The sequence below is a fragment of the Cellvibrio mixtus subsp. mixtus J3-8 genome (assembly GCF_000766945.1).
GTDB classification, from domain to species: Bacteria; Pseudomonadota; Gammaproteobacteria; order Pseudomonadales; family Cellvibrionaceae; genus Cellvibrio; species Cellvibrio mixtus_A.
In genome coordinates, this window is sequence record NZ_KN266208.1 from 491,616 (window position 1) to 514,143 (window position 22,528).

Below are 22,528 nucleotides of genomic sequence, written 5' to 3' on the forward strand. Positions count from 1 at the left end.
AATCGTTTCGGTAAACCGTGTTATGAACAAGCAAGCTTCACAGTGGTTCCTCGGCCTTTTACTGCTGGCCTTCCCTATTGCCACCCTGGTGATGGTATTAGGGTTAATGAGCATTCCGATTCACCACATTTTTATGGATGACGATGAACTCACCAGCAGCACCCTGCTACCGGATTTTGCAGCGATCAACCAAACTCCCGAACGCAAGGAACAATTCCTTGCGATGTTGCGCCCCCTGGTCGATGAAAAAAATACCAAACTTTTAAAATCCCGTGAACGTTTATTGAAAATCAAAGACGAATGGGAACGCTCACACACCATTAGTGGTGTAAACAAGCGCAACCTGGAAAAGCTGCGCGAGAAATTTCATGTGACTTATGAAACTTATCCCGAAGATGATAAGGCTGTAGATATTTTATTGTTGCGCGTCGATAGCATCCCTTCATCAATGGTATTAGCACAAGCCGCCGTGGAATCCGGTTGGGGGACCTCGCGTTTTGCGGAGGAAGCCCACAATTTATTTGGCCATTGGTGTTATAAACCCGGCTGCGGCATAGTGCCGGGCAAGCGTTCGGCTCGCGCCAAACACGAAGTTAAAAAGTTTAACAATGTTGAAGAATCACTTACGGCATACTTCAACAACATTAATACCCATAACGCCTATCGCGCCTGGCGGCAGTTACGCGCCCAGCTACGCGACCAACCGCAAGCGTTTACCGGTGTTGCCATGGTGGCGGAATTAGGTAAGTATTCAGGGCGCGGGAGTGCCTATATCCACGAATTACGCACTGTTATTCGTGGCAATAATCTTGAATAACAAGTGTTAACGAATTGATTTGGATAACCGGACAGCAATAATTTCTGACTAATAACATTGATCACACAGCAAGGAAACCTTATGTGTAAACAACTGGTTAAACCGCTCGGCGCGCTGCTCATCGGCGCCTTCGCCAGCATCAGCGTGAAGGCGGAAATCCCGCTGGATTTCAACGTCTCCGGCCAAGCTACTTACACCCTGATCAAAGCTGGTGGTGAACGATTTTCGCCTACCCTATTCCTCTTCAAAGGTGGCCTGGAATTTGATGAAGGATTGCTTGATGGCATAGGCCTCCAAGGGGTTGTGGGTGTTCCCATGAGCAATGATGACAAGCATGGTGTGACCATGGAAATCACCGAGCAAACTGCTGCCTACATCACTCTCACCAACCCCGAATACCAAGAGGGCGATTTGAAAATCAGCGTGCTGCTGGGCTATGCCTCCACCGAACTTGAAACCCATCTACCACGCCTGGGCGCGCCCTTCAAAGATACCTTCTCGGGCTTTAGCTACGGCTTCTCATTGCAAGATCCTATTTTGGAAAATAAACCATTTTATTGGAGCCTGGATTGCGTGCGCTCCTATAACGATGATGATTTACGAGTAGATGGCTGCGGCCTGGGAGTTACCTATGCGTTCTAAAGGAATTCATTTGTCATTGGCGCTTATCGCCAGTTTGGGAGCGGTATCACTGGTTAGTTGTGGCGGTGGCGACAACAATAGCGAGCGAGTAGCACAAACCGTTGATGCCTCAAAAAATACCGTTACCAAAGTGGCTATTGCGGCTAACGACCAATATGTCCATTTTAAAAGTTTTTACCAGTTCGAACTAATCGGCAGTGATGCGCAAGGCAATGAAGTTAATTTAACTAAAAAAGCCACATGGAAAATTAGCGACGCCAAACTGGGCAAAATTAAAGATGGCTATTTCACTGCTTCGGGCACCGCCGGAAATTTCACACTGACGGCAGAATATGCAGGCATCGTCGCCCTCCCCCAGGAGATTAATGTTTCCGATGCAAACCTGGTGAAAGTGACAGTGCAAAATACCGCTGCATCGGTGGATGAATGTAAAAACACTACTTTCACTGCACAAGCCGAATTTGATAACGGCAGGATCCTGCCTTATCCATTGACCTGGAAAGTTGCTGAAGGCGGCACCAACGCTGTCTTTAAAGATGCCACCAAAGGAACGCTCAATACCACTAACAGTGGTGCCATTAAAGTTGTTGCCAGCGGTGTAGATAATAGTGGTAAAGAGATTCTTTCTGCGGCCTATAATTTTGCGATCAACGAAGCACTAACCAGCATTACCGTTACACCAAGCAGAACCACGGAACTACGCAATGGCGATACAGCAACAGTTATTGTGCAAGGAATTTATGGAGACCAAAATAACCCGGTCGACATTACCGGTAATGCAACGCTCACTGCATCGCCCGATAGTTTGTTAAAAATTGAAGGCACTAAAATTACCGCGCAAAATGGCACCGCCAATGGTTCAAAAGTTACCCTCAAAGGAAGCTGTGGCGGAGCGGAAGGCATACACGAGTTGACCATTAAAGATCGTGAACTGAAATCGATAGAAATCAGAAATAGCAACGGCGGCGCATCATCAAATTTGACAGTGGCGGAAGGCAGCAACATTGACCTGAATGTGCGGGCAACCTATATCGATGATGCCACCAATGATGATTACACCAGCAACGTTTTTTGGAAAATCGATGATCGCAACAATAATATTCCTGCTGACAGTGAAAGCAAAATTACTATTACGTCCTCAGGAGTTCTGAGTGTTGCCAGCGATCTGAACCTGGGCATAAGCGCAGTTATTTATGTGATTGCAGAAGTGCGGGACAGCTCGGGTAATGTGCTGAAAAATTCCAGCGGCACAGAAATGAAGGATGACATCAACATCACGATTAATCCCAATTAATACATTGATCGCTATCCAATAAAAAGGGCGACTATGCAGTCGCCCTTTTTATTGGAGAGTTATAGCTGATTTCGTCAATGATTGATTAAGCCCTCAATCTTTATAAGTCCATTTACCGTGTTTATCGGTTATTAACCATTGTTGGGTGTACCAATAGAACCGATCTTTTTCTCCGGCGTAGGCGGTGCAATTATAGCGGGTACGCCCGGGCTTTAACGGTTGCTTTGCTTGAACCCATAGTTGCTGATCAATAACTTCCACCGTAATAGGCCCCTGTCCGGTAGCGAAACAATTTATTTTTTTTAGCAGCCCGACATCTGCTAACTGCAATACCAGCCAGGGCTTATCGCCCTCACGCGCAATCACATTTTCAAGTTCATCGTTTTTATTCGCATAAAATTTTATCGAACTGGCAGGCATGGGCCTGGTGTTAACTTTCATAATGAAATCGTCGAGCCCTGTAAAACCACCTCCAAAAGGAAAACGCGGCACAGCCTGCAAATCACCTTTTTCATAGAGCGCACCGGATTGTTGGCCAAACGCGATGTAGCCCGACTTCCTGGCAATCCGTTGCACCTCAATATCGTATTCACCAAATGGATAGGCCAGCATCATGTGTGCCTCGCCAATTTCATGTTTGATTTTTTGCTGGGCTTTTTCAATGTCGCTATGGATACGCTCGCGATACTCACTCGCACTTTCGCCGGTATTTTTGCGCGGCAAATGCGTATGGGTGCTGGAATGGTTGGCAATAGTAACGCCGTTTTTTGCCATCTCTCGCAATTGGTCCCAACTGACAAATAATCTGGATGTACCAACCGAATCGGTGTTCACAAAAAAGGTAAATGGCCAACCACGTTTTTTTAGCCGCGGATAGGCAGAGTCATAAACACTCGCATAGGAATCATCAAAACTGATGGCGACGGTTTTGTCAGGAAGCGTGCCGCCCTTGCGCAAGATTTCCACCAGCTCAGGCAAGGGCACGACATTAAAATGATTTTTTTCCAGATAATCCATCTGCGCTTCAAATGCATCCGGACTAATGCTGGTGGATTCAGGCGTGGTATTGCTCACATGGTGATAGAGTAATACCACAGCGGCGTTGCTAGAAAAAGAAAATATTGTTAGCAGCAGCAAATACCAACGAACTATTTTTATACTCAATCACATCACCAAACATTATTGCAGCACACGAATTTCCAATGGAAACTCTTTCAATTTTTGTGTGCGCGCAAGATTAAATTCGATAGTTTCCGGAATTTGTTTAACATCCAACTCAATGGTGATTTTACCCAAATTATTGCGTAACTCTGCCGGCTGGCTAATCACCGCCCCGGACTCATCCAATGCCTTCACTGCCATAAAGTCGGGCAAATTTCCCTCCACATCGAAAATCAAACGGCCCGCTTCCCAGCGACGCAATTTTAATGTGCTGCCATTGTTGCTCCACTCCATACCAAACATAAACGGCGCTTTGACTGAAAGTGGATCTTCCATGGCGAGAAAAACCATTTTACCCCAGAGCGCAACAGCATCACCTTGCGCTAATGGGCGATCGCGAATTTCCAGTTGCCCGCGCAACCACGGGCGACCTGGATCCGGCTCGTATTTTCCATTCATCCAACCGCCTCCCATATGCTCCATCGCAATGGGAACCTGGTAATTGACTGAGTGTAAATTTCCCGATGAATCCTCTATTTCGCTAATGACGAAACGCACTGCACTCAATTGCCCGGTTAGCGGATGCGTGTTGCGTGTATACACATCGGCCAGTAGCGATAATTGTTGCCCGCTAACATTTAATTCATTGAGCGCAATTAATGCTGGCCCTGCGGCAATCGTCTGCTTTGGTGACTGGTAAGGGTAAACAACATCATTCGGGGGCGTGTCTTTTTCCAATGCGGGCAAGCCGTTGGCTTTCAGCGTTGCAGGCTCAAACTTTTCCGTGAGGAAAGGTTTTGCCGGTGGAAAAATTCGCGCGATACTGAACTCATAATTTTTTTGTTCCAGCTTACTGGCCACAACCACTTCAGCAGCAGCAATTTTCCCTTGGTAATCGATGCTGATGGTTTTACCGGAATCGTAAAAATTCTCGCCGCGCATCGTGTTGATACTAGCGAGTTGTTTGCCATCTTCATTCAATGCATTCACTTGTAATAACGCAGTAGTGTTGCCGCTCACCTGAAAATATAAACGGCTGGGTCCAGCCGAGAGAAAACGAATTTGCACACCTTGGACATCCAGGGTTTTTCCAGCCAGCGGGCCATTCAGGTTTACACGTTCAACATCCAATGGTAATTGCTGGGTGATGACACCTTTTACTGCACCAACACTGGTCAAGCTAACCCCAACCGGCAATATAATTTTTTTTGTACCTTGCAAACCGGTGAAGCTAATCGGCTGGCCATTTTCCATGGCATTACCCTGATAAACCAGGTTGATATTACCCGGCTGTTTTAAACCACCGCCACAACTGCCAGCAGCAATCAGGGATTTATCCTGGTGATCCACGATATCGGTAATACGCAATACCACACTGTCATTTTCCTTGCCCAGATTAGGTAAGTTAAATGCATTTACATCCAGATTGATTTCATCGCCCTGTTCCGTTCGCTCTACTGTGCGAATACCGATTCCAAATGGGCCGGAAGAGGTTTGTGCAATAAATGCTTCATTAAAATGTTTAACGGTAGCGAAAGCTGGCAACTCTGCCGATGGTAGCGTGATGAACTGTGCCGGGTTAGACTCCAGCCGCTCACCCTCGACAACGGGCGCTACATTCTCTACACCAAATGCGCGACTCAATAGTGATGAAAACCATAAATGAATTTGCTGCGGCGCTTGCTCATCCAGGTTTAATGTTGCACGCACCTGATTCGCATCATGCTTGATTTTCATGCGCTCATAAAAAGGCAGGGTTTCTGGCCAATCAGTGGCGATGGTTGTTTTGGCCGAGGCGGCGGCGGCGGTTAATTTGTTGGCAGCATCAACGATAAATTGCTGGTCATTGCTCGCTACCACCGCATTAAATTCCAGCGCAGGCGGAAACGATTTTGGCTCAAGCCCGAGATATATTCCCTGAATAGGCTCTGCCGGTAACGACAACTTTCCCAGCGCCATTGCGGCCGAACCCTCCGGCAATTGCCCCGGGTGAAACAGCACGGCGGACACCATTTGGGTGTTGTATCCTTTCGCCCATGTTTCAAGGTTTTTTTCCGCTGCCGCACCCGCCTGCAAACGACCATTAAAGGCGGCCACCAATTCAGGTGCGCCAACTACGATTTGGTTATTGCTAATACTGGCCGATAGCACCGGGGATTTTTCACAGGTATTGTCATCTACCGTGGAAAAAATAATGCCGTCGGGGCTCTCGTTATCAATGATGTAGTTTTTTTTTAGCCATTCACGCCAGGTATCCGCCGGAAAATTTCCACTTAGGACCCACAGCGTCTTACTCTGCCCGTTTTGTCCGTACACCCCCATCCAGACATCATCAGCTTGTTGCTGGACATTAATGCCCGCTTTAGCGAGGCCATCCCAAAAACCGGATTTAGGTTCGGCGACGTACGCAAACAAATCAGTGCCGGGTGAAAGCATTTGCAAACGATCCACATCGGCATGCAGCAAACCAAATAGTGATGATGATGCAATTGCTTCAGTGACTTTTATTTCCTGCGGTGCAACGGTAACCGGTGTCCAGGTAGAACGCTTTAACCAGAGGATTGTGCCTGCGGTGGCGATAATTGCCAGCAGGATAACCAACATGCCCCACACAAAATGCGACTTATGGAAATTCACATCCTCATGCAGTTCTTCATCGTGCTCTTGCGCTAATTGCGCTTCGCGCGATGAAAGCTCTTCATCGGTGAGTAATTCCTCGTCCGGCCACTCGCGTAATGACGACTCGTTGTCCAGCAACGGAACATCGAAATCCTCTTCATTAAATCGATCCTGGCGTGCATCCAGCGATTCCGGTTGCGATTGACCAGCAACCGTTTTTGTTGCAGCTGCTGCTTTTTTTACGTCCGGTTTTTTAACATGGTCGAGCTTTTCGATTGGCGCATCCGGTGCCGGATTTTTAGGTTCTGCCGGGGCCGCGACAGCATCTCCAGTTTGGGTAGAACCATCTTCCGACTCATCCAGCAATTGGCGGGCAGCCAGCGCGTCGATTTGCGCTACTGACAATTCGTGCACCGCTGTTTCGGGTATTTCTTTTGCTACCGGTTGCGGTTTGGCAACCGATGGTTTTTTGGTTGGTGCCACTGAGGTCGAAATATCAATAGGTTCTTGCGCAGTAACAATCGATGCATGTGAACCATTGGTTTTACCATGAGGGTGGGAACCATTGACTGGATGCCCATTCACCTGATTGACATTGGGTTGCGTACCCGCCACTGAGTGCCCATTTACAGCAGCTCCGTTGACGGCTTTACCATTAACGGCAGGTTTGACTGCAACTTTCGGCTTGATGAGCTCCGGGTTAATCGGGTATGCAGACACCGGACGAGTTGCCAGCGGCTCATTGGCAAAGGTTTCCGGTTGCGTTGAAGATTCTTGCGGCGTTTTGCGAATAAGGTAAAGACGCTCATCGGGCTCGTCATCCTCCGCATCGAGCTGGTGCAATTCCAGCTCCAGTTCAATCTGGTCAGAAATGCTAGCTGCATCCGGTGAATCCACACCTATCACATCCAGATAGACACCTGCTTCCTGGAAGGCCGCGCACCATCGTTCCACCTCGCTGGCAGAATCAAGTATTTTTATGACGCTGGGGCGCTCTGACAAAAATGCCAGTCGCACAGCTTTGGGCTTGAGGTTCAATAGCTGGGCCAGGTTGCCAACTACCTGATCCGCATCGAATCCATCGACAAATTGGCCCTTATAGGTGAGTTTGTACACAAGAACTCCTGCAGATTTCAGTGAGCTGCCCCGATATTATTCAGGTTATACAACGGGCAGATCTGAAAGCACCAAACGGAAGCGCTTTGCAGCGTTATTATCGGAAAATTATATGTCGGGGGTTGATGGTATCAATCATTGTGCAAAAACCGCAGGCCGACACCAACAGGCTCCACGCGTACCACTTCCATTTGCAATATGGGCGCATCATCCATCAGGCCCTGGACCTGGCCGGCTACCACAGATCCGATTGGAGGGATCTGCTCCGGTTCCAGGACGACGAATACTCCACCATCGGAAATGTCGCGGGTTTTGACCAGCAACTCGCCAATACTATCGTGAACTATTTTAATGCGGCAAGCAAAAGGGGTGCGGATGTGTCTGCGTTTTTCTTTAGACATGTGTCAACCTGGTTATTTTTTTACTATTGAAATCCAGTCGCTTCTGCCCAGCCCATGTCTGCATAAACAAAACAAGCAGGGCAGAATGCGCACAGATTATCACTTGTCGCTCACTTCCGCCTTATCCACTTTCTGGAATCCACGCGGCAATTTGTTACCACGACGTCCGCGCTCACCTTTGTAGTGCTCCAAATCCGATGCCTTGAGGGTGATATGTCGCTTCCCCGAATGCAACGTTAATTGCTGGCCGGGATGAATTACATTCAGGGCGACCACAAATTCCTCGCGGCTAACAACTTTGGCCCCGGGGATATTCATGATTTTGTTGCCCTTACCTTTGGCCAATTCCGGCAATTCGGTCACCGGGAATACCAGTAAGCGCCCATCATTACTCACCGCTGCCAGCAGCGCCTGTTCAGGGCTGTTAATCAATTGCGGAGGCATGACAAATGCACCCTCGGGTAGTGTTAGCAACGCTTTACCTGCTTTGTTCTTGCTGGCGAGATCTTCCAGTTTCGCCACAAAGCCATAGCCGGCATCGGATGCAATCAGCACGCGCTGGCTGTCAGCGCCCATTAATGCACCTTCAAATGTTGCACCGCTGGGTGGGCTGATCCGGCCACTTAATGGCTCTCCTTGCCCGCGCGCCGATGGCAAATTATGGGCGGGCACTGCGTAACTGCGTCCGGTTGAATCCAGCAATATCACACTTTGGTTACTCTTGCCCTGGACCGCAAATTTGAAGCTGTCACCGGCTTTATAACTCAAACCCGCCGCATCCACTTCATGGCCCTTGGCAGCGCGAATCCAGCCTTTATCTGAAATAACCACGGTGATGGCTTCGGCGCTAACCAATTCGGTTTCGCTCAATGCTTGTGCTTCTGCACGCTCGACAATCGGCGAGCGGCGCTCATCGCCAAATTGATCAGCGACTTGTAGCAATTCTTTACGCACCAGATTTTTTAATTTCACGGCAGAGTCGAGAATCTTTTGCAGGCCATCGCGCTCTTTCATTAAATCATTTTGTTCTTCGCGAATTTTCATTTCTTCCAAACGCGCCAGTTGGCGCAATTTGGTTTCAAGAATATATTCCGCTTGCATCTCAATTAAATTAAAACGCTTCATCAACACCGGTTTGGGATTTTCTTCCTCGCGGATAATACGGATAACTTCATCCACATTGAGGAATACAATCATCAATGCTGCCAAGCGCAGCAAACGCTCTTCCACTTTTTCCAAACGGTATTGCAGGCGGCGGCGCGTTGTTACTGTGCGGAAACTCAACCATTCGGCAAGAATTTTATTCAGCGGCTTGACTGCCGGACGCCCATCAATACCGATCATATTCATGTTGACACGATAGGTGCGTTCAAGCTCGGTCGTCGCGAACAAATGCTGCATGATTTGTTCAAGGTCGACGCGATTGGAACGCGGAACAATAACCAGGCGCGTCGGGTTTTCATGATCGGATTCATCGCGCAAATCCGCTACCATCGGCAATTTCTTCGCCTGCATTTGCGCGGCAATTTGCTCGAGGATTTTTGCACCGCTCACCTGATGCGGCAGTGCAGTGATAATAATATCGCCGCCCTCTTCATCCTTTTGCCATACCGCACGCATGCGAATACTGCCACGCCCGGTTTCGTACATTTTGATGATGTCATCGCGCGAGGAAATAATTTCCGCTTCGGTGGGCATATCCGGGCCGAGGATATGCTGGCAAAGTTCGGTTACGGTTGCATTGGGATTATCCAGCAAGTGCACACAGGCATTGACCACTTCGCGCAAATTGTGCGGCGGAATATCAGTAGCCATACCGACCGCAATGCCCGTCGTGCCATTCAATAAAACATTGGGAACGCGCGCCGGCAACACCATCGGTTCCTCAAGCGTACCATCGAAATTGGGTTGCCAATCGACTGTGCCTTGCCCCAATTCTTCCAGCAAAACTTCGCTGTATTTGGTGAGGCGCGACTCGGTATAACGCATCGCAGCAAAAGATTTGGGATCATCAGGGGAACCCCAGTTACCCTGGCCATCAACCAACGTGTAGCGATAGGAAAAGGGTTGCGCCATTAACACCATCGCTTCGTATGATGCCGAGTCACCATGGGGATGGAACTTACCAATTACGTCACCCACGGTACGCGCAGATTTTTTATATTTTGCACTGGCTTTCAACCCTAGCTCACTCATCGCATACACAATACGACGTTGAACCGGTTTAAGGCCGTCACCGATATGCGGCAAGGCGCGGTCCAGAATTACATACATGGAATAATCGAGATAGGCTTTCTCGGTGTAGTCCTTGAGCGCTATACGCTCGTCGGCCTCGGGCAGGGTTATATCGTCACTCATTTAACATCCTGAACAGCAGAGCTTAAAAAAATAATCAACAAGAATTTTTGTGATGTTACACGTGCATATTTTCAACTGGTTTTTAATTGCGCTTTTGCGCTAAAGGAATCGCGCCTTTTTCGTTCACACGCAATGTGGGTAACCATGCACTGAAATCCAGCTTGGCCGAAAAATTATAATTCACCTCTTCACGTACACCGGTGCGACTAAAATGTTCCAGCAAACGCACCAGTTGTATTACGTTAGCACTCACCACAACTTTAACCGGAGTTTCTTTATAGGCGGTTAAGGTAGGTAATTCATTACTCACACCACTAAGTACATCAAAATTTTCAATGCCGATATTGTAGGAAATTCCACGCAGCGATAAATCGCGGTCATTTGGATTAGAGATCAGCAAACTGACTTCAATGGGCTGGTTAAAACCTTGGGCAGGAAGCAGCTGCAATCCGGCAACCTTAACCGTGGGTTGCTCAATTTTCGGCTGCAAACTGGAGCAACTTGCCAGCAGCAAACAAACGGTTATAAAAAAAACCTTATTCCATACTAATGATAAATTCGAAGAAATTTTAACCATTTTTATGCACTTCCTGAAAAATTCGGGTTTGATGATAACCACAGAAACATGAAACTGTGAATTAGCTGCACCCCCGCTGTAACAACTCTGTGATCTAATCCGCTCGCTTTTAACTGGCTATCTAGCTTTGGGCGAGCCAGACAAACACCCTGAAATAATGATTTAACTTCACACCGGATTTTTTAATGGGGAAGTTAAGGCCGCTGCAATTAATTGGGTTGGCCATATTAACGGGGCAGTTGCCGGATTTGCACTGCACAATTTTGCCAGTGATGGTCAGCTTATCAGTGTTATGACTCTGACTGACGCAATATGTTTAACTCACCACAAAAACAATTAATAAACCCGGATGATTTATTGGGTAGCCGCGAAATTCGCTTTCAGGATCGGCGCGAATCCCATTACCCGCAATTAATGCGCTTGTGCACAGATTTTAATTTTTCTGTATTGCAGTTACAGCGCAAAATTTTTAGCCATTTATCGCGCAAACTGGTACCGGGCCCATTGGAATTTGTTTTGGCGTTGCGCGATGAAACCAGTGAATACTGGTACAGCCTGTCGCCGGGTGTTGAAAGCCTTGGACTGCTCAATGATTATTGCAAAACCTACGAAATCGACCTGTTGCACATGCATTTAATTGGTGATGACGTCGACGATCAGGCGTTGCACAATGAGTCCTTTTATTAACAGACTCATTGCACCCGGAGAAAACTATTCGCCCATCTCCGCTTCAAATTCTTCCAGCAAGTCCAGCGGTTCCATTTCCTCACCGTCCAGCTCTTCATTCCAGTTAATACCCACCAGCAGTACATCTTCATGCATACCTGGCAACCAATCTTCCAGAAACTCTTCCAGATCCACAGGCACCGGGTGATAGTCTTTCCAATCATCAACACAATGTCCGCGCGCAAACGATTCCTGCGACCAGAATGGCATTACATCAACTTCATCATGGTCTTCCGAGGCGCTCAGCGCCCAACCATCCGGCCCTTGCAAGCCCCACACGCAGCCCAGCTCCATAGCCTCCACGATAAAACGGTCGAGATTTTCAGCGGGATCATCGCTCAGTGGTTCAATTGCAGTAGTGTCATTCATGCTGATTACCCTTGGAGTTTTGCTTTAGCTTTTGAATTACAGGTGCAGCCGGGCGCCGTTGGCTTTTAGCCAGGCCCGATCCGTTTTACAGCCGGGGCAGAGACTGGCAACAAGCGCCCAGAAATCGGCACTGTGATTCTGGTGGCGCAGGTGGCTGACTTCGTGGGCGACAAGATAATCGACTATAGCTTCCGGGGCCAGCAGTATCTGCCAGTTATATTGGATTGCGCCCTTGCTGGTGCAATGGCCCCATTTGGAGCGTGTTGCCTTGACAGTTACCGAGCTAAATCGTAATCCTGCACGCGCGCAGCATTCGGTCGTTTTACGTGTGAGAAGTTGCAACGCCTGCTGTTGATACCATCGCGCCAGCAATGCGCGGATTTGTTCCTGTTCGGTAGCGCGCACGCGCGTTGATAAAATGAGATGCAGCTCTTGCCCTACCCGTGCAATCGCGGCACGCGGGCCGCGGCCAATCACCAGGTGCAGGGTTTCGTCCATAAAGGCAATACCGGAACCTTGGACATAGGTTGGTGCTGCCGGTTGCGCACTGATCAGTGCCTGCTGTTCGATAATTTTTTCCCTTACCCACGCCGCTTTTTGTTGCAGGAAAGCCATCAAAAAAGATTTGGCAGTATTGAGCGGTGCGCGGATCACTACGTTGGCTGCACGGATTTCGATGCTGACAGTACGCCGCCGCGCGGAGCGGGCAATCGTAAACTCGAAACCCAGGTCGGTCTCGGGTGATGTTGTTTTTTTCAAGCCGATAACTTCATCCATGCGCAAATCAGCCAACGTTTTTATCGGCAACAAAAGGATTGGTTGCACGCTCTTGACCGAGAGTAGACATGGGGCCATGACCGGGAATAAAACGAACGTCATCACCCAGCGGGAATACGCGAGTGCGTATCGCGTTGATCAGATCGGTGTGATTTCCGCGCGGGAAATCCGTGCGGCCGATCGAACCTTTAAACAGCACATCGCCAACCAATGCCAGGCGCAATTCGCGCTGGAAAAAAATCACATGGCCGGGCGTATGCCCCGGGCAATGCAACACCTCAAGTTGAGCAGTGCCGACATTAACGGTATCGCCATGATTTAATAATTGTGTAGGCTGGAAACTTTCAACAGGAGCAAACCCCATCATTTGGGTCTGTTGCGGTAGCAAATTAATCCAGAACAAATCGTCGGCATGAGGGCCGATTACGGGCAAACCCAAAAGTTTTACCAATGCAGCCGTACCGCCGACATGGTCCAGATGTCCATGGGTTAGCAGGATTTGCGTAAGCTTCACACCCAGGGATTTTACTGCCGAGAGAATTCGCTCTATGTCGCCGCCAGGATCAACGACCGCTGCATCACGGGTTTCATCGCACCACAGCAAGGTGCAATTTTGTTGGTAGTGGGTGACAGGGATAATCTGGTAGTGCAGCACTGCGGAACCTCGCGCGTTTCAAGGCCGCCAAGATACCACAGGTTTGCCGGGCGATTTATACCGGCACGATTAATAGAAACCCAGAGTGTGCCCCTTGCGGGCGATATACACTGAGGTCACGCCCTGCTGCATCCGCCGCGCAATCGATGCTTCGGCTTTGAGGGTTCCCTCACGAAAGTTATCCAGTGCGTTGTAAAACATCGCGGTGAAATAATCGGCATCAATATCGCGCGGCGTAAATACTTCAATACGGCACATGCTGGTACGACAACTGATGGTGTTAACGCTAACGCGCGTCAATCCCGTGTGGGAAGCGAACATCTCGCGCAAGGATTGCTCATAACCACTGGCCCACTCGACATCAATGGGCTCCGCCTCGAACAAGCCGGTCGCTTTTTCATAGACATTATTCTCCTTGCGGAAAACCGCCTCGCGCGCGGCTTCGGGTTCCAGCCCGGTCACTCTATTAGTTGGCTCAGGACTGGCATTGTGCGACACAGCCGGAGGGAGTTGATTGCGAATTAAGGGGGGTTTAATAACTGGCGCCGCTACTGCCGGGGCAACGGGATGAATCGGGGTTGTGGGTGTATGGCGTTGCTTATCGTGGTAAAGGCCCAAAGCCAGAATCGGCAGTAATACAATTCCTCCCCACAGCGGTAACCGGGTCTTAACAGCCTGCAAATTCACAGAGCCACCTCATTTGGTATTGATGAAGAAAACCTCTGGCGGCACACCGCCAGAGGTCAATTGCCATTAACGTGGGGCGTTACAAGTCACCTGACCAACACAAGTCTGGTTATTTTCATTACCCCAGCCTGTGGTTTGGTTTTTACAGATAGCCACTTGCCAGCCATACCAGTTGCAATAAGCAGCGCCGGAACCACCGGCAGACGAGGACGAGCTACTCGATGCAATCGGCGCAACACTCGAACGACTGGAGGAAGCTGGCAGTGCGCTGGAGCGACTGGATGTGCCCGGTGCAACACTGGTGCGGCTTGATGAACTCACTATCGCGCTTGAACGACTGGATGTACTCGGTGCAAGGCTTGAACGGCTCGATGATGTTGCCGGGGTAGAGCTTGTGGTACCACCACCAATTTGCACATCGATACAGCCATGGAAACGCTCATAGGTTGGCGGCTCACGGCCCCATTCGGCATAAATCACATGGCGGCCACTGCGCGATGGCACAGTACACGTGGTGTGGATATGGGCATTGCCCTTATCGGCACGCACATTCGGGTAGGCGCCCGGATTATCATCGTTGTAGGGCAAATCACAGAATGGCTGGTCCTCAAAATCCGCCCAGGTCAGCTCTTTGCCCACCTGATACACAAATCCTGGTTTGGTAATCCAATACCGGAAATCCGACGTATCGTCAAAATGGGGGCCGTTGCTGATATCCCAGGAAAAAGTCAGGCTTCCTGAGTTGATATTGTTGACGGGCCAGTTGATTGAGTTATCCCACGGGGTCTTGGCGCCACCCCAGGTTTCGCTATCAAAGCTACACACATTTTTAGCGACCGGACCCAACACTTTGCGGCCCTGATGGTGGGTAAGCACACTCATGTAGGAATATCCGCCATTCGGATCGGTGGCAAAAGCATCGCCACATACCGGATATTTGGCAACTCCGTTGGCCACTTCATCAGGCTTGGTCACTTTGCCGCAAAAATAATTGCGCGCACCCGGGCTATCAACAAAACCATGGCTGAAAGTTACAGCGGAAAACATTAGCAGCATCGCGCCAAGCCCGCTTTTTTGGATGAGATTCTTATTCATTATTCACACTCCTTCACTTAACCGGATAGAGAAAGACTCCGTACAGGAATCGAAACCCCGGAAAACCTGCCTTGGGAAACTGCAAGCAATTCAACGATGGTGAACTCGCTGTGAAGCCGAATTGGCGCTAGCCGGAATTGCTTATCCACGATATGACACAACCGCTACAGATTTGCCGGGAAGACTTGCTTCATCAGTAGTCCTGGTGTGCTTATGAACTGCAAAATCATTAGAGAGAAAGCACAACTATTGTTATTTTTTTATGTCCATCCACATTCCGGTGGACAAGTAGACAACTGAGTTCAGGGAGTTTTGCCCCCTATGGACAGCGCTGTCAAATTGTTAAAAACAATACACTTGATCGATAAAATGAATTCACGCACTAAAAACAAGCATTAAAAAAGATTTAACCGCCAGATACTGGCAAAGATGATGAAGGAGCCGACACAGCCTGAAAATTACCCGAATAATTTGCGCCTGCAATCGAACCATCCAACAATATTTTTATGTACAGGATTTTATTTTCCTGTGGATTATTGAGGCTGACCACGTAATAACCCAATTTGTTTTCATGGATTTTTGCATCATCCCGGGAAAGATTTGCCCAGCTATTCGCTAGTTTGCCTGCCTCATAAGGCGATAGTTTGCCAGCGTAGCGTCCAGCCGTTTTGATACTAATTTCCAGCGCGGACTTTATCGATACAGGACCATGTTCATGGCCTTCATGCCCATACACCGCCAACCCCAACAAACTGCAAATACAAATCATCGTGATACGTAAAAAATATTTCATTGGTATTTCCCCGTTATTTTTATCCTGCAGATACCCCATGTGTTTGTACGCAGCATATTCGAGCAAAGATATATCGGTTTGAACAGGATTGATTTCGCAAGTTTGACGCGCGAGCTATAGAGTTTGTTACACTGCGGCCCGCTTTGCAGTTTCTAATTAATAACGGTCGCCTGAATGGGGCAGCCATAGGAAATTTTTTAACGCATGAATCCACGTATCTTTATTGGTTTGCAACATCTGGTTCCCCAACACGCGCTGTCCCGTGCAGCAGGTTGGCTCGCCAGTACCCAAACAGCATTTATCAAAAACACGTTTATCACATGGTTTGTTAAACGCTACCAGGTAGATATGAGCCTGGCTATTGAGGAAAACCCTGTAGCCTATGCCTGTTTCAATGATTTTTTTACGCGCGCGCTAAAGCCAGGCGCCCGTACAATCGATAGCGAAACCAATTCTATTGTTTGCCCCGCTGACGGGGCTATCAGCCAACTAGGTAAAATTGTCGACGGCAAAATTTTTCAAGCCAAAGGCCAGGATTACACAGCACTCGAATTACTCGGTGGCGACGAAGCACTCGCTGCGGAATTTAATGGGGGTAATTTCGCGACGGTGTATTTATCGCCGCGCGATTACCATCGTGTGCACATGCCTCTCGGTGGCAAGTTGCGCAGCATGATCAGCGTTCCCGGCGAGTTATTTTCCGTTAACACTGTCACTGCCGAAAATGTGCCTCGTTTGTTCGCGCGCAATGAACGTGCCGTTGCTATTTTTGATACCGAAATCGGCCCTATGGCCGTGGTACTTGTCGGCGCAATGATTGTGGCAGGCATTGAAACTGTATGGGACGGCCAGATCGCCCCTTTCGCCAGCCGCGAAATTGCAGTATCCAATTATCCCTATCAAAATATTCAGCTCAATAAAGGTGATGAGATGGGCCGTTTCAAACTCGGCTCTACCGCGATCATTTTATTTGCTAACAACAAAATGCAATGGGATGAAAAATTTATCGCCGGAACCCCCACCAAAATGGGTGAAAAAATGGGATTCACCATTTGACGCCTATAAAAAAGCCGATCATTTGATCGGCTTTTTTATAAATCTTATTCCTGTGGCTTTTGCTCGTCCGGATAATCCTTGCGGAGTTCAACCGGTTTATCCATATTTTTGCGCAACTTGATGTTAATCATTTCCACACCCAGCGAGAATGCCATGGCGAAATAGATGTAACCTTTTGGCACATGGACATCAAAGCCTTCAACCAACAAGGTGAAGCCAACAATCACCAGGAATGACAGGGCAAGAATTTTAATTGTTGGATGGGAATCGACAAAATCACCTATCGGCTTGGCTGCAAATAACATCACACCGACAGCAATAACAATGGCCAACGCCATAATCGGAACCTGGCTAACCAAGCCCACAGCAGTAATTACGGAATCGAGTGAGAACACGATATCCAGCACCGCAATTTGTACCAGCACAATCATCAATCCATGAGCTGCGACATTACGTTCGGTCTCGACAGCACCTTCAAGGCTGCTGTGAATTTCATGCGTCGCCTTGGCAAGCAGGAACAGGCCACCACCAATCAAAATAATATCGCGCCCGGAAATTTCTTCGCCAAAGATAGTAAAAAACGGCTCGACCAATCCCATAATCCATGCGAGAGAGAAGAGCAATGCGAGGCGGGTAATCATCGCTAAACCCAGGCCAACATTGCGAGCAAACTTACGTTGATGCGCAGGCAAGCGGCCCACCAGGATCGATATAAAAATAATATTATCGATCCCTAATACAATTTCCAACGCCGTCAGCGTTGCCAGCGCAACCCATGCTTCCGGGCTTGATAACCATTCAAACATTATTCAAATCTCATTGATTAATAGCACACAATTCCCATAACCGGAGGACCGGTGATGGACATTGCACATATAAGCAACCTGGCATGGTGGGCCAGGAGGAGGACGGCGATTGTACCCTGACCACCACAGCGGTAGGCAATAACTTTGCATGCCCGCAAAACAACGGTAGAAAAAAGCCATCGAATGAAAGCTTGGGGCAGATTCCTGCCATTCCAACCATGGCGCCCATAAAAAAACCGCATGCAATTGCGACATGCGGTTTTTTAAATAGGTAATGTGGATTAGGTTACGATGGCGAGCCTAACTCACACCATCAACTACGTGTAGTAAAGCGACTTAATAGCGCCATCAGCCCTTTTTTCTCATTTTTCATCAAATAGTGATCGCGAATACCGGAAATATCTACGTCGTAACTACCGGGCTCAAGATCACGAGCAATTTCAATTTTTTCAATCTCATAGCGGGATTTCTTGCCCGAATCCAATAACTCCTGCTTGCGCTTGTCATCTTCCGACAAATCCAGCAGTAAATATTCATCCAATGGTTGTTTGTATGCGTCCAGCACCACAATAACGCGTGGCTTTAAACGACGCTCAAAGTTTTGTTCCACGACTACCGCTACTTCGCCAGTGCTTAATTCCACCAGAGTTCCGGTAGGGTACAGTCCGATCGCGCGGATAAACTCAACCACCAACTCCTCCTGGAACTGGATATTGCGCAATTCATATAATTTGCCAACGGCTTTGGAGGGGGCGATCGGATGGCGCGATCCACGCGGATTGGTGACGTAATCGTAATAAGTCACTATGCCGGCGATTTTACCGAGCAAGGGAATTTTATCGCCCGATAATCCCTGGGGGAAACCACTGCCATTGAGGCGTTCGCAATGCGTTTTCACGACGCTGATAACCCGCGGTTCAACACCCGGGGTTTTGCGCAGAATTTCGCAGCCTAGTTCAACGAATGTTTCGTACAGTCGTTCGTCTTCTGCACTGCGCTCTGCATTCGATAGCAAAGCGGTATCGAGTTGCACTTTACCTACATCTTTAAGCAAGACGCCCATCGCCAGTACATCCAGATCGCGCTTGGGCAAACCTATGTGACGGCCAAACAAAATCGCCCACACGGATGAACGGACGGCATGGCTGTAGGTATATTCATCTTTTTCCTGAACTCGCGAAAGCCAGGTAAAAGCATCCGGGTTGCGCAATACACTATCTACCATTTCACTGGCGACGCGTTTGGTTTCACCGAGGGACATCCCATCAAACTGGTTTTTTTCCAGCTGATCCATCACCTCAACTACCGCACCGTAGACCTTTTGGTGAAGCTGGCGGGCTTTTTTAACTTCGCGCTGTAAGGGCTCTATATCACGATAAAGGCCACGCTGTATTTTCAACGCGGCTACCGGCTCATTGAAAGAACTGACACGCTCGCGTGTATTGGTGGCTTTTTTTGTAGCGGGAGAAATAGTTTTAAGATTGGCCGCTATCGGGCCACGGCCTTTCTCAATATCGATATAAACATAATTACAGAGCGCTTTGAGCTGGTTGATTTCACCCAGGTCGCGCAAGTAAAAACCCTGTAAGGGAAAAGGAGTCTGCGACCACGGGCGATCCAACCCCGACACAAACATGCCGATAGTTAGTTCATTAACGTCAACTTTGACCTGTTTGATTGCCACGCCTTATTCCCCACATCACCTTCAGGTGTTAATTATCTAGCCTTATTCATCGGGATATTGGCAGAAACGGGCAGGACCACGGTTAGATCCTGCACTTGTCGCCTACCAAGCTTCTAAATCTTCCTAAAAAAGCATTGGATATGACAGCGAGTGTAATCAAGATATGGGCGCCACACCAGAGCAGGTAGATTAAAGGTAGCTAAATAAGCCTGCATGGTGACAAAAATATTACCGATGGTACTGGCCCGATAGCTCATGCACGGCGTTTATAAATGCGCCAGCGTGTTCAGGGTCAACTTCTGGTGTGATCCCATGCCCAAGGTTAAAGATATGGCCAGAGCCTTTGCCATAGGAGGAAAGGATATTGCCAACTTCAGCGCGAATACGCTCGGGTGATGCATAAAGAATTCCCGGATCCATATTGCCCTGCAACGCAACTTTGTCGCCAACACGGCTACGGGCATTGCCAATATCCGTAGTCCAATCAAGCCCCAACGCAGTTGCTCCGGTTGCGGCCATCGCCTCAAGCCATTGCCCGCCACCTTTGGTAAACAGGATTACCGGTACGGCGCGGCCTTCGTTTTCACGAATCAGGCCAGACACAATTTTTTGCATGTAGTTGAGCGAAAACTCCCGGTACGCCGCATGGGACAACGCGCCGCCCCAGGTATCAAAAATTTGCACCGCCTGGGCACCCGCTTTGATCTGGGCATTCAGGTAAACCGTCACCGAATCAGCCAATACATCCAGCAAGCGATGCATCACTTGTGGCTGGTTATAGAGCATCTCTTTCGCACGGCGGAAATCGCGGCTGGAACCCCCTTCGATCATATAAGTCGCCAGGGTCCAGGGGCTGCCAGAGAAACCAATCAACGGTACCCGGCCATTAAGTTCATGGCGAATGGTTTTTACCGCGTTAACAACGTAGGGCAGATCCTGCTCCGGGTTGATGACTTTCAGCGCGTTCACATCAGCTTCGGTGCGCACGGCTTTGTGGAATTTTGGACCTTCACCCGTCTCAAAATAGAGACCCAGGCCCATCGCATCGGGAATGGTCAGGATGTCGGAGAAAAGGATGGCAGCATCCAGACCCGGGTAGCGATCCAGTGGCTGCAAGGTAACTTCACAAGCCAGCTCGGGGTTTGTACACAATCCCATAAAATCGCCCGCCTTCGCACGCGAAGCGCGATATTCAGGTAGATAACGACCCGCCTGGCGCATCATCCACACCGGGGTAACGTCTACCGGTTGTTTTAGTAATGCGCGAAGAAAACGGTCGTTTTTGAGTTGGGTCATGTTGTTATCCTCAGGCTTGCAGCCCTGATCACTAATAAAATGTATTTTGTATACGCAGATAAGACAAACCCCGCAGTTGCGGGGTTTGCGAAGCGGGTATTGCCTATAGAAAGGAGCCTAAGCGATACCCACTATATGGTCAACGCAAAATGCGCCAAACAGATCAAACTTCCAGGTAATCCAGAATGCCTTGCGCCGCTTCGCGGCCTTCCCAGATGGCGGTAACCACCAGGTCTGAACCGCGCACCATATCGCCGCCTGCAAACACTTTCGGGTTGCTGGTCTGGAATTTGAATTGTTGATGCTCAGGTGCGATTACACCGCCCCAATCGTTGGTTTTCACACCGTTGGTTTCAAACCAGGGTTGCGGGCTGGTACGGAAACCAAAGGCGATCAATACAACATCCGCCGGCAGGATTTCCTCGGAACCGGGAATCACTACCGGGCTGCGACGGCCTTTGGCATCCGGCTCGCCCAGTTGGGTCGTAACCACTTTCACGCCTTCCACTTTACCGTTACCAACGACTTCTACCGGTTGACGGTTGTACAGGAATTGCACGCCTTCTTCTTTGGCGTTGGCTACTTCGCGTTTGGAGCCCGGCATGTTTTCTTCGTCACGGCGATAAGCACAGCTCACGCTGCTGGCGCCCTGGCGAATCGAGGTGCGGTTACAGTCCATCGCGGTATCGCCGCCGCCAAGTACAACCACTTTCTTACCTTTAACATTGATGAATTCCGCCGGATCTTTTTCAAAACCCAGGTTGCGATTTACGTTGGAAATCAGGAATGGCAGTGCATCGTAAACACCGGGCAGGTCTTCGCCGGGGAAGCCGCCTTTCATATAGGTGTAAGTACCCATGCCCATAAATACCGCATCGTAATCGCGCAGCAAATCTTCCATGGTAATGTCTTTGCCCACTTCGGTATTCAGGCGGAACTCAATGCCCATTTCCTCGAAGATTTTACGGCGACGGGTCATCACACTCTTTTCGAGTTTGAATTCCGGGATGCCGAAGGTCAACAGGCCACCGATTTCCGGATACTTGTCAAACACCACCGGCTTAACGCCATTGCGAACCAATACGTCTGCACAACCGATACCGGCTGGGCCCGCACCAATGATGGCGACTTTCTTGTTAGTCCAGACCACTTTGGACATATCCGGCTTCCAGCCCATGGCGAAAGCGGTATCAGTGATGTATTTCTCGGCGTTACCGATAGTCACTGCGCCGAAACCGTCGTTGAGCGTACAAGCACCTTCACACAGGCGATCTTGCGGGCACACGCGGCCGCACACTTCCGGCAGGGAGTTGGTTTGATGGCTCAACTCCGCCGCTTCAAAAATATTGCCTTCGGAAATCAGCTTCAACCAGTTGGGGATGAAGTTGTGCACCGGGCATTTCCATTCGCAATAAGGATTACCGCACTCAAGACAGCGATGCGATTGGCCCTCAACCTCTTCTTTGGCGAAGGGCTGGTAGATCTCCACAAACTTGTGTCTGCGGGTCTCTATGTCTTTCTTGGCGGGGTCTTTACGGCCCACATCGAGAAATTGGAAGTCATTGTTTAAACGTGCTGACATAAGATCTCTCCTCACCC

Annotated in this window: 20 protein-coding genes; 5 read left to right on the forward strand and 15 right to left on the reverse strand. The window is 49.0% G+C overall.

Going from position 1 to position 22,528, the window contains the following annotated elements; all coding sequences use genetic code 11:
• The first annotated feature begins 22 nt into the window (after positions 1-22).
• The 3 genes from A596_RS12615 to A596_RS12625 all read left to right on the forward strand — a co-directional run bounded on the left by A596_RS12615 (position 23) and on the right by A596_RS12625 (position 2,753).
• Complete coding sequence (locus A596_RS12615) at positions 23-817, forward strand: glucosaminidase domain-containing protein (protein WP_039915182.1); 795 nt, start codon at positions 23-25, stop codon at positions 815-817.
• 81 nt (positions 818-898) lie between these two features.
• A complete protein-coding gene (locus tag A596_RS12620) occupies positions 899-1,459 on the forward strand; it encodes a hypothetical protein (RefSeq protein WP_039915183.1) in 561 nt (186 codons plus the stop codon).
• The gene (locus tag A596_RS12625; protein ID WP_039915185.1) at positions 1,449-2,753 is read left to right on the forward strand and encodes a hypothetical protein; all 1,305 of its coding nucleotides are present in this window, start codon (positions 1,449-1,451) and stop codon (positions 2,751-2,753) included. The genes A596_RS12620 and A596_RS12625 overlap by 11 nt, the downstream gene beginning before the upstream one ends.
• A 93-nt stretch (positions 2,754-2,846) precedes the next feature.
• Here the strand turns inward: A596_RS12625 and A596_RS12630 are convergent, their stop codons facing one another.
• The 5 genes from A596_RS12630 to A596_RS12650 all read right to left on the reverse strand — a co-directional run bounded on the left by A596_RS12630 (position 2,847) and on the right by A596_RS12650 (position 10,985).
• Entirely contained in the window at positions 2,847-3,917 is a 1,071-nt protein-coding gene (locus tag A596_RS12630; RefSeq protein WP_039915186.1) for a polysaccharide deacetylase family protein, read from the reverse strand.
• A gap of 15 nt (positions 3,918-3,932) precedes the next feature.
• Positions 3,933-7,649 carry a hypothetical protein gene (locus A596_RS12635; RefSeq protein WP_039915190.1) on the reverse strand — a complete coding sequence of 1,239 codons (3,717 nt, stop codon included), beginning with the start codon at positions 7,647-7,649 and terminating at the stop codon, positions 3,933-3,935.
• Between the two features lie 131 nt (positions 7,650-7,780).
• Positions 7,781-8,050, reverse strand: a complete 270-nt coding sequence (locus A596_RS12640; protein ID WP_039915193.1) for a PilZ domain-containing protein — start codon at positions 8,048-8,050, stop codon at positions 7,781-7,783.
• A 99-nt stretch (positions 8,051-8,149) separates the two neighbouring features.
• A complete protein-coding gene (gene parC, locus A596_RS12645) occupies positions 8,150-10,408 on the reverse strand; it encodes a DNA topoisomerase IV subunit A (RefSeq protein ID WP_039915196.1) in 2,259 nt (752 codons plus the stop codon).
• Between the two features lie 82 nt (positions 10,409-10,490).
• Positions 10,491-10,985, reverse strand: a complete 495-nt coding sequence (locus A596_RS12650; RefSeq protein WP_039915198.1) for an LEA/WHy family protein — start codon at positions 10,983-10,985, stop codon at positions 10,491-10,493.
• Between the two features lie 312 nt (positions 10,986-11,297).
• Here A596_RS12650 and A596_RS12655 point away from each other — a divergent pair, with 312 nt between their 5' ends.
• Positions 11,298-11,672: a hypothetical protein gene (locus A596_RS12655; protein WP_039915201.1), complete on the forward strand. Its 375-nt coding sequence runs from the start codon at positions 11,298-11,300 to the stop codon at positions 11,670-11,672.
• Positions 11,673-11,696: 24 nt separating this feature from the next.
• Here the strand turns inward: A596_RS12655 and A596_RS12660 are convergent, their stop codons facing one another.
• The 6 genes from A596_RS12660 to A596_RS12685 all read right to left on the reverse strand — a co-directional run bounded on the left by A596_RS12660 (position 11,697) and on the right by A596_RS12685 (position 16,087).
• A complete protein-coding gene (locus tag A596_RS12660; RefSeq protein ID WP_039915204.1) occupies positions 11,697-12,080 on the reverse strand; it encodes a DUF2750 domain-containing protein in 384 nt (127 codons plus the stop codon).
• Between the two features lie 36 nt (positions 12,081-12,116).
• Positions 12,117-12,905 (reverse strand): M48 family metallopeptidase, encoded by a 789-nt coding sequence (locus tag A596_RS12665; protein ID WP_235425713.1) that lies wholly within the window; start codon positions 12,903-12,905, stop codon positions 12,117-12,119.
• The gene (locus A596_RS12670; RefSeq protein ID WP_039915207.1) at positions 12,865-13,512 is read right to left on the reverse strand and encodes an MBL fold metallo-hydrolase; all 648 of its coding nucleotides are present in this window, start codon (positions 13,510-13,512) and stop codon (positions 12,865-12,867) included. The genes A596_RS12665 and A596_RS12670 overlap by 41 nt, the downstream gene beginning before the upstream one ends.
• Before the next feature lie 69 nt (positions 13,513-13,581).
• Entirely contained in the window at positions 13,582-14,199 is a 618-nt protein-coding gene (locus A596_RS12675; RefSeq protein ID WP_039915210.1) for a hypothetical protein, read from the reverse strand.
• Positions 14,200-14,265: 66 nt separating this feature from the next.
• Positions 14,266-15,294, reverse strand: coding sequence for a lytic polysaccharide monooxygenase (locus A596_RS12680; protein WP_039915213.1), 1,029 nt, complete (start codon positions 15,292-15,294; stop codon positions 14,266-14,268).
• A gap of 406 nt (positions 15,295-15,700) precedes the next feature.
• The gene (locus tag A596_RS12685) at positions 15,701-16,087 is read right to left on the reverse strand and encodes a DUF6488 family protein (protein WP_039915216.1); all 387 of its coding nucleotides are present in this window, start codon (positions 16,085-16,087) and stop codon (positions 15,701-15,703) included.
• 204 nt (positions 16,088-16,291) lie between these two features.
• Here A596_RS12685 and asd point away from each other — a divergent pair, with 204 nt between their 5' ends.
• Positions 16,292-17,143, forward strand: a complete 852-nt coding sequence (asd, locus tag A596_RS12690) for an archaetidylserine decarboxylase (RefSeq protein ID WP_039915218.1) — start codon at positions 16,292-16,294, stop codon at positions 17,141-17,143.
• 44 nt (positions 17,144-17,187) lie between these two features.
• Here asd and A596_RS12695 read toward each other — a convergent pair whose 3' ends face one another.
• The 4 genes from A596_RS12695 to A596_RS12715 form a co-directional block, all read right to left on the reverse strand.
• On the reverse strand, positions 17,188-17,949 hold the full coding sequence (locus tag A596_RS12695; protein ID WP_039915220.1) for a TerC family protein: 762 nt from the start codon (positions 17,947-17,949) through the stop codon (positions 17,188-17,190).
• Between the two features lie 313 nt (positions 17,950-18,262).
• Positions 18,263-19,633, reverse strand: a complete 1,371-nt coding sequence (locus A596_RS12705) for a cyclic di-GMP phosphodiesterase (protein WP_039915222.1) — start codon at positions 19,631-19,633, stop codon at positions 18,263-18,265.
• 228 nt (positions 19,634-19,861) lie between these two features.
• Positions 19,862-20,929, reverse strand: coding sequence for a uroporphyrinogen decarboxylase (hemE, locus tag A596_RS12710; protein WP_039915223.1), 1,068 nt, complete (start codon positions 20,927-20,929; stop codon positions 19,862-19,864).
• A gap of 163 nt (positions 20,930-21,092) precedes the next feature.
• Positions 21,093-22,511 carry an FAD-dependent oxidoreductase gene (locus A596_RS12715; protein ID WP_039915225.1) on the reverse strand — a complete coding sequence of 473 codons (1,419 nt, stop codon included), beginning with the start codon at positions 22,509-22,511 and terminating at the stop codon, positions 21,093-21,095.
• Positions 22,512-22,528 lie beyond the last annotated feature (17 nt).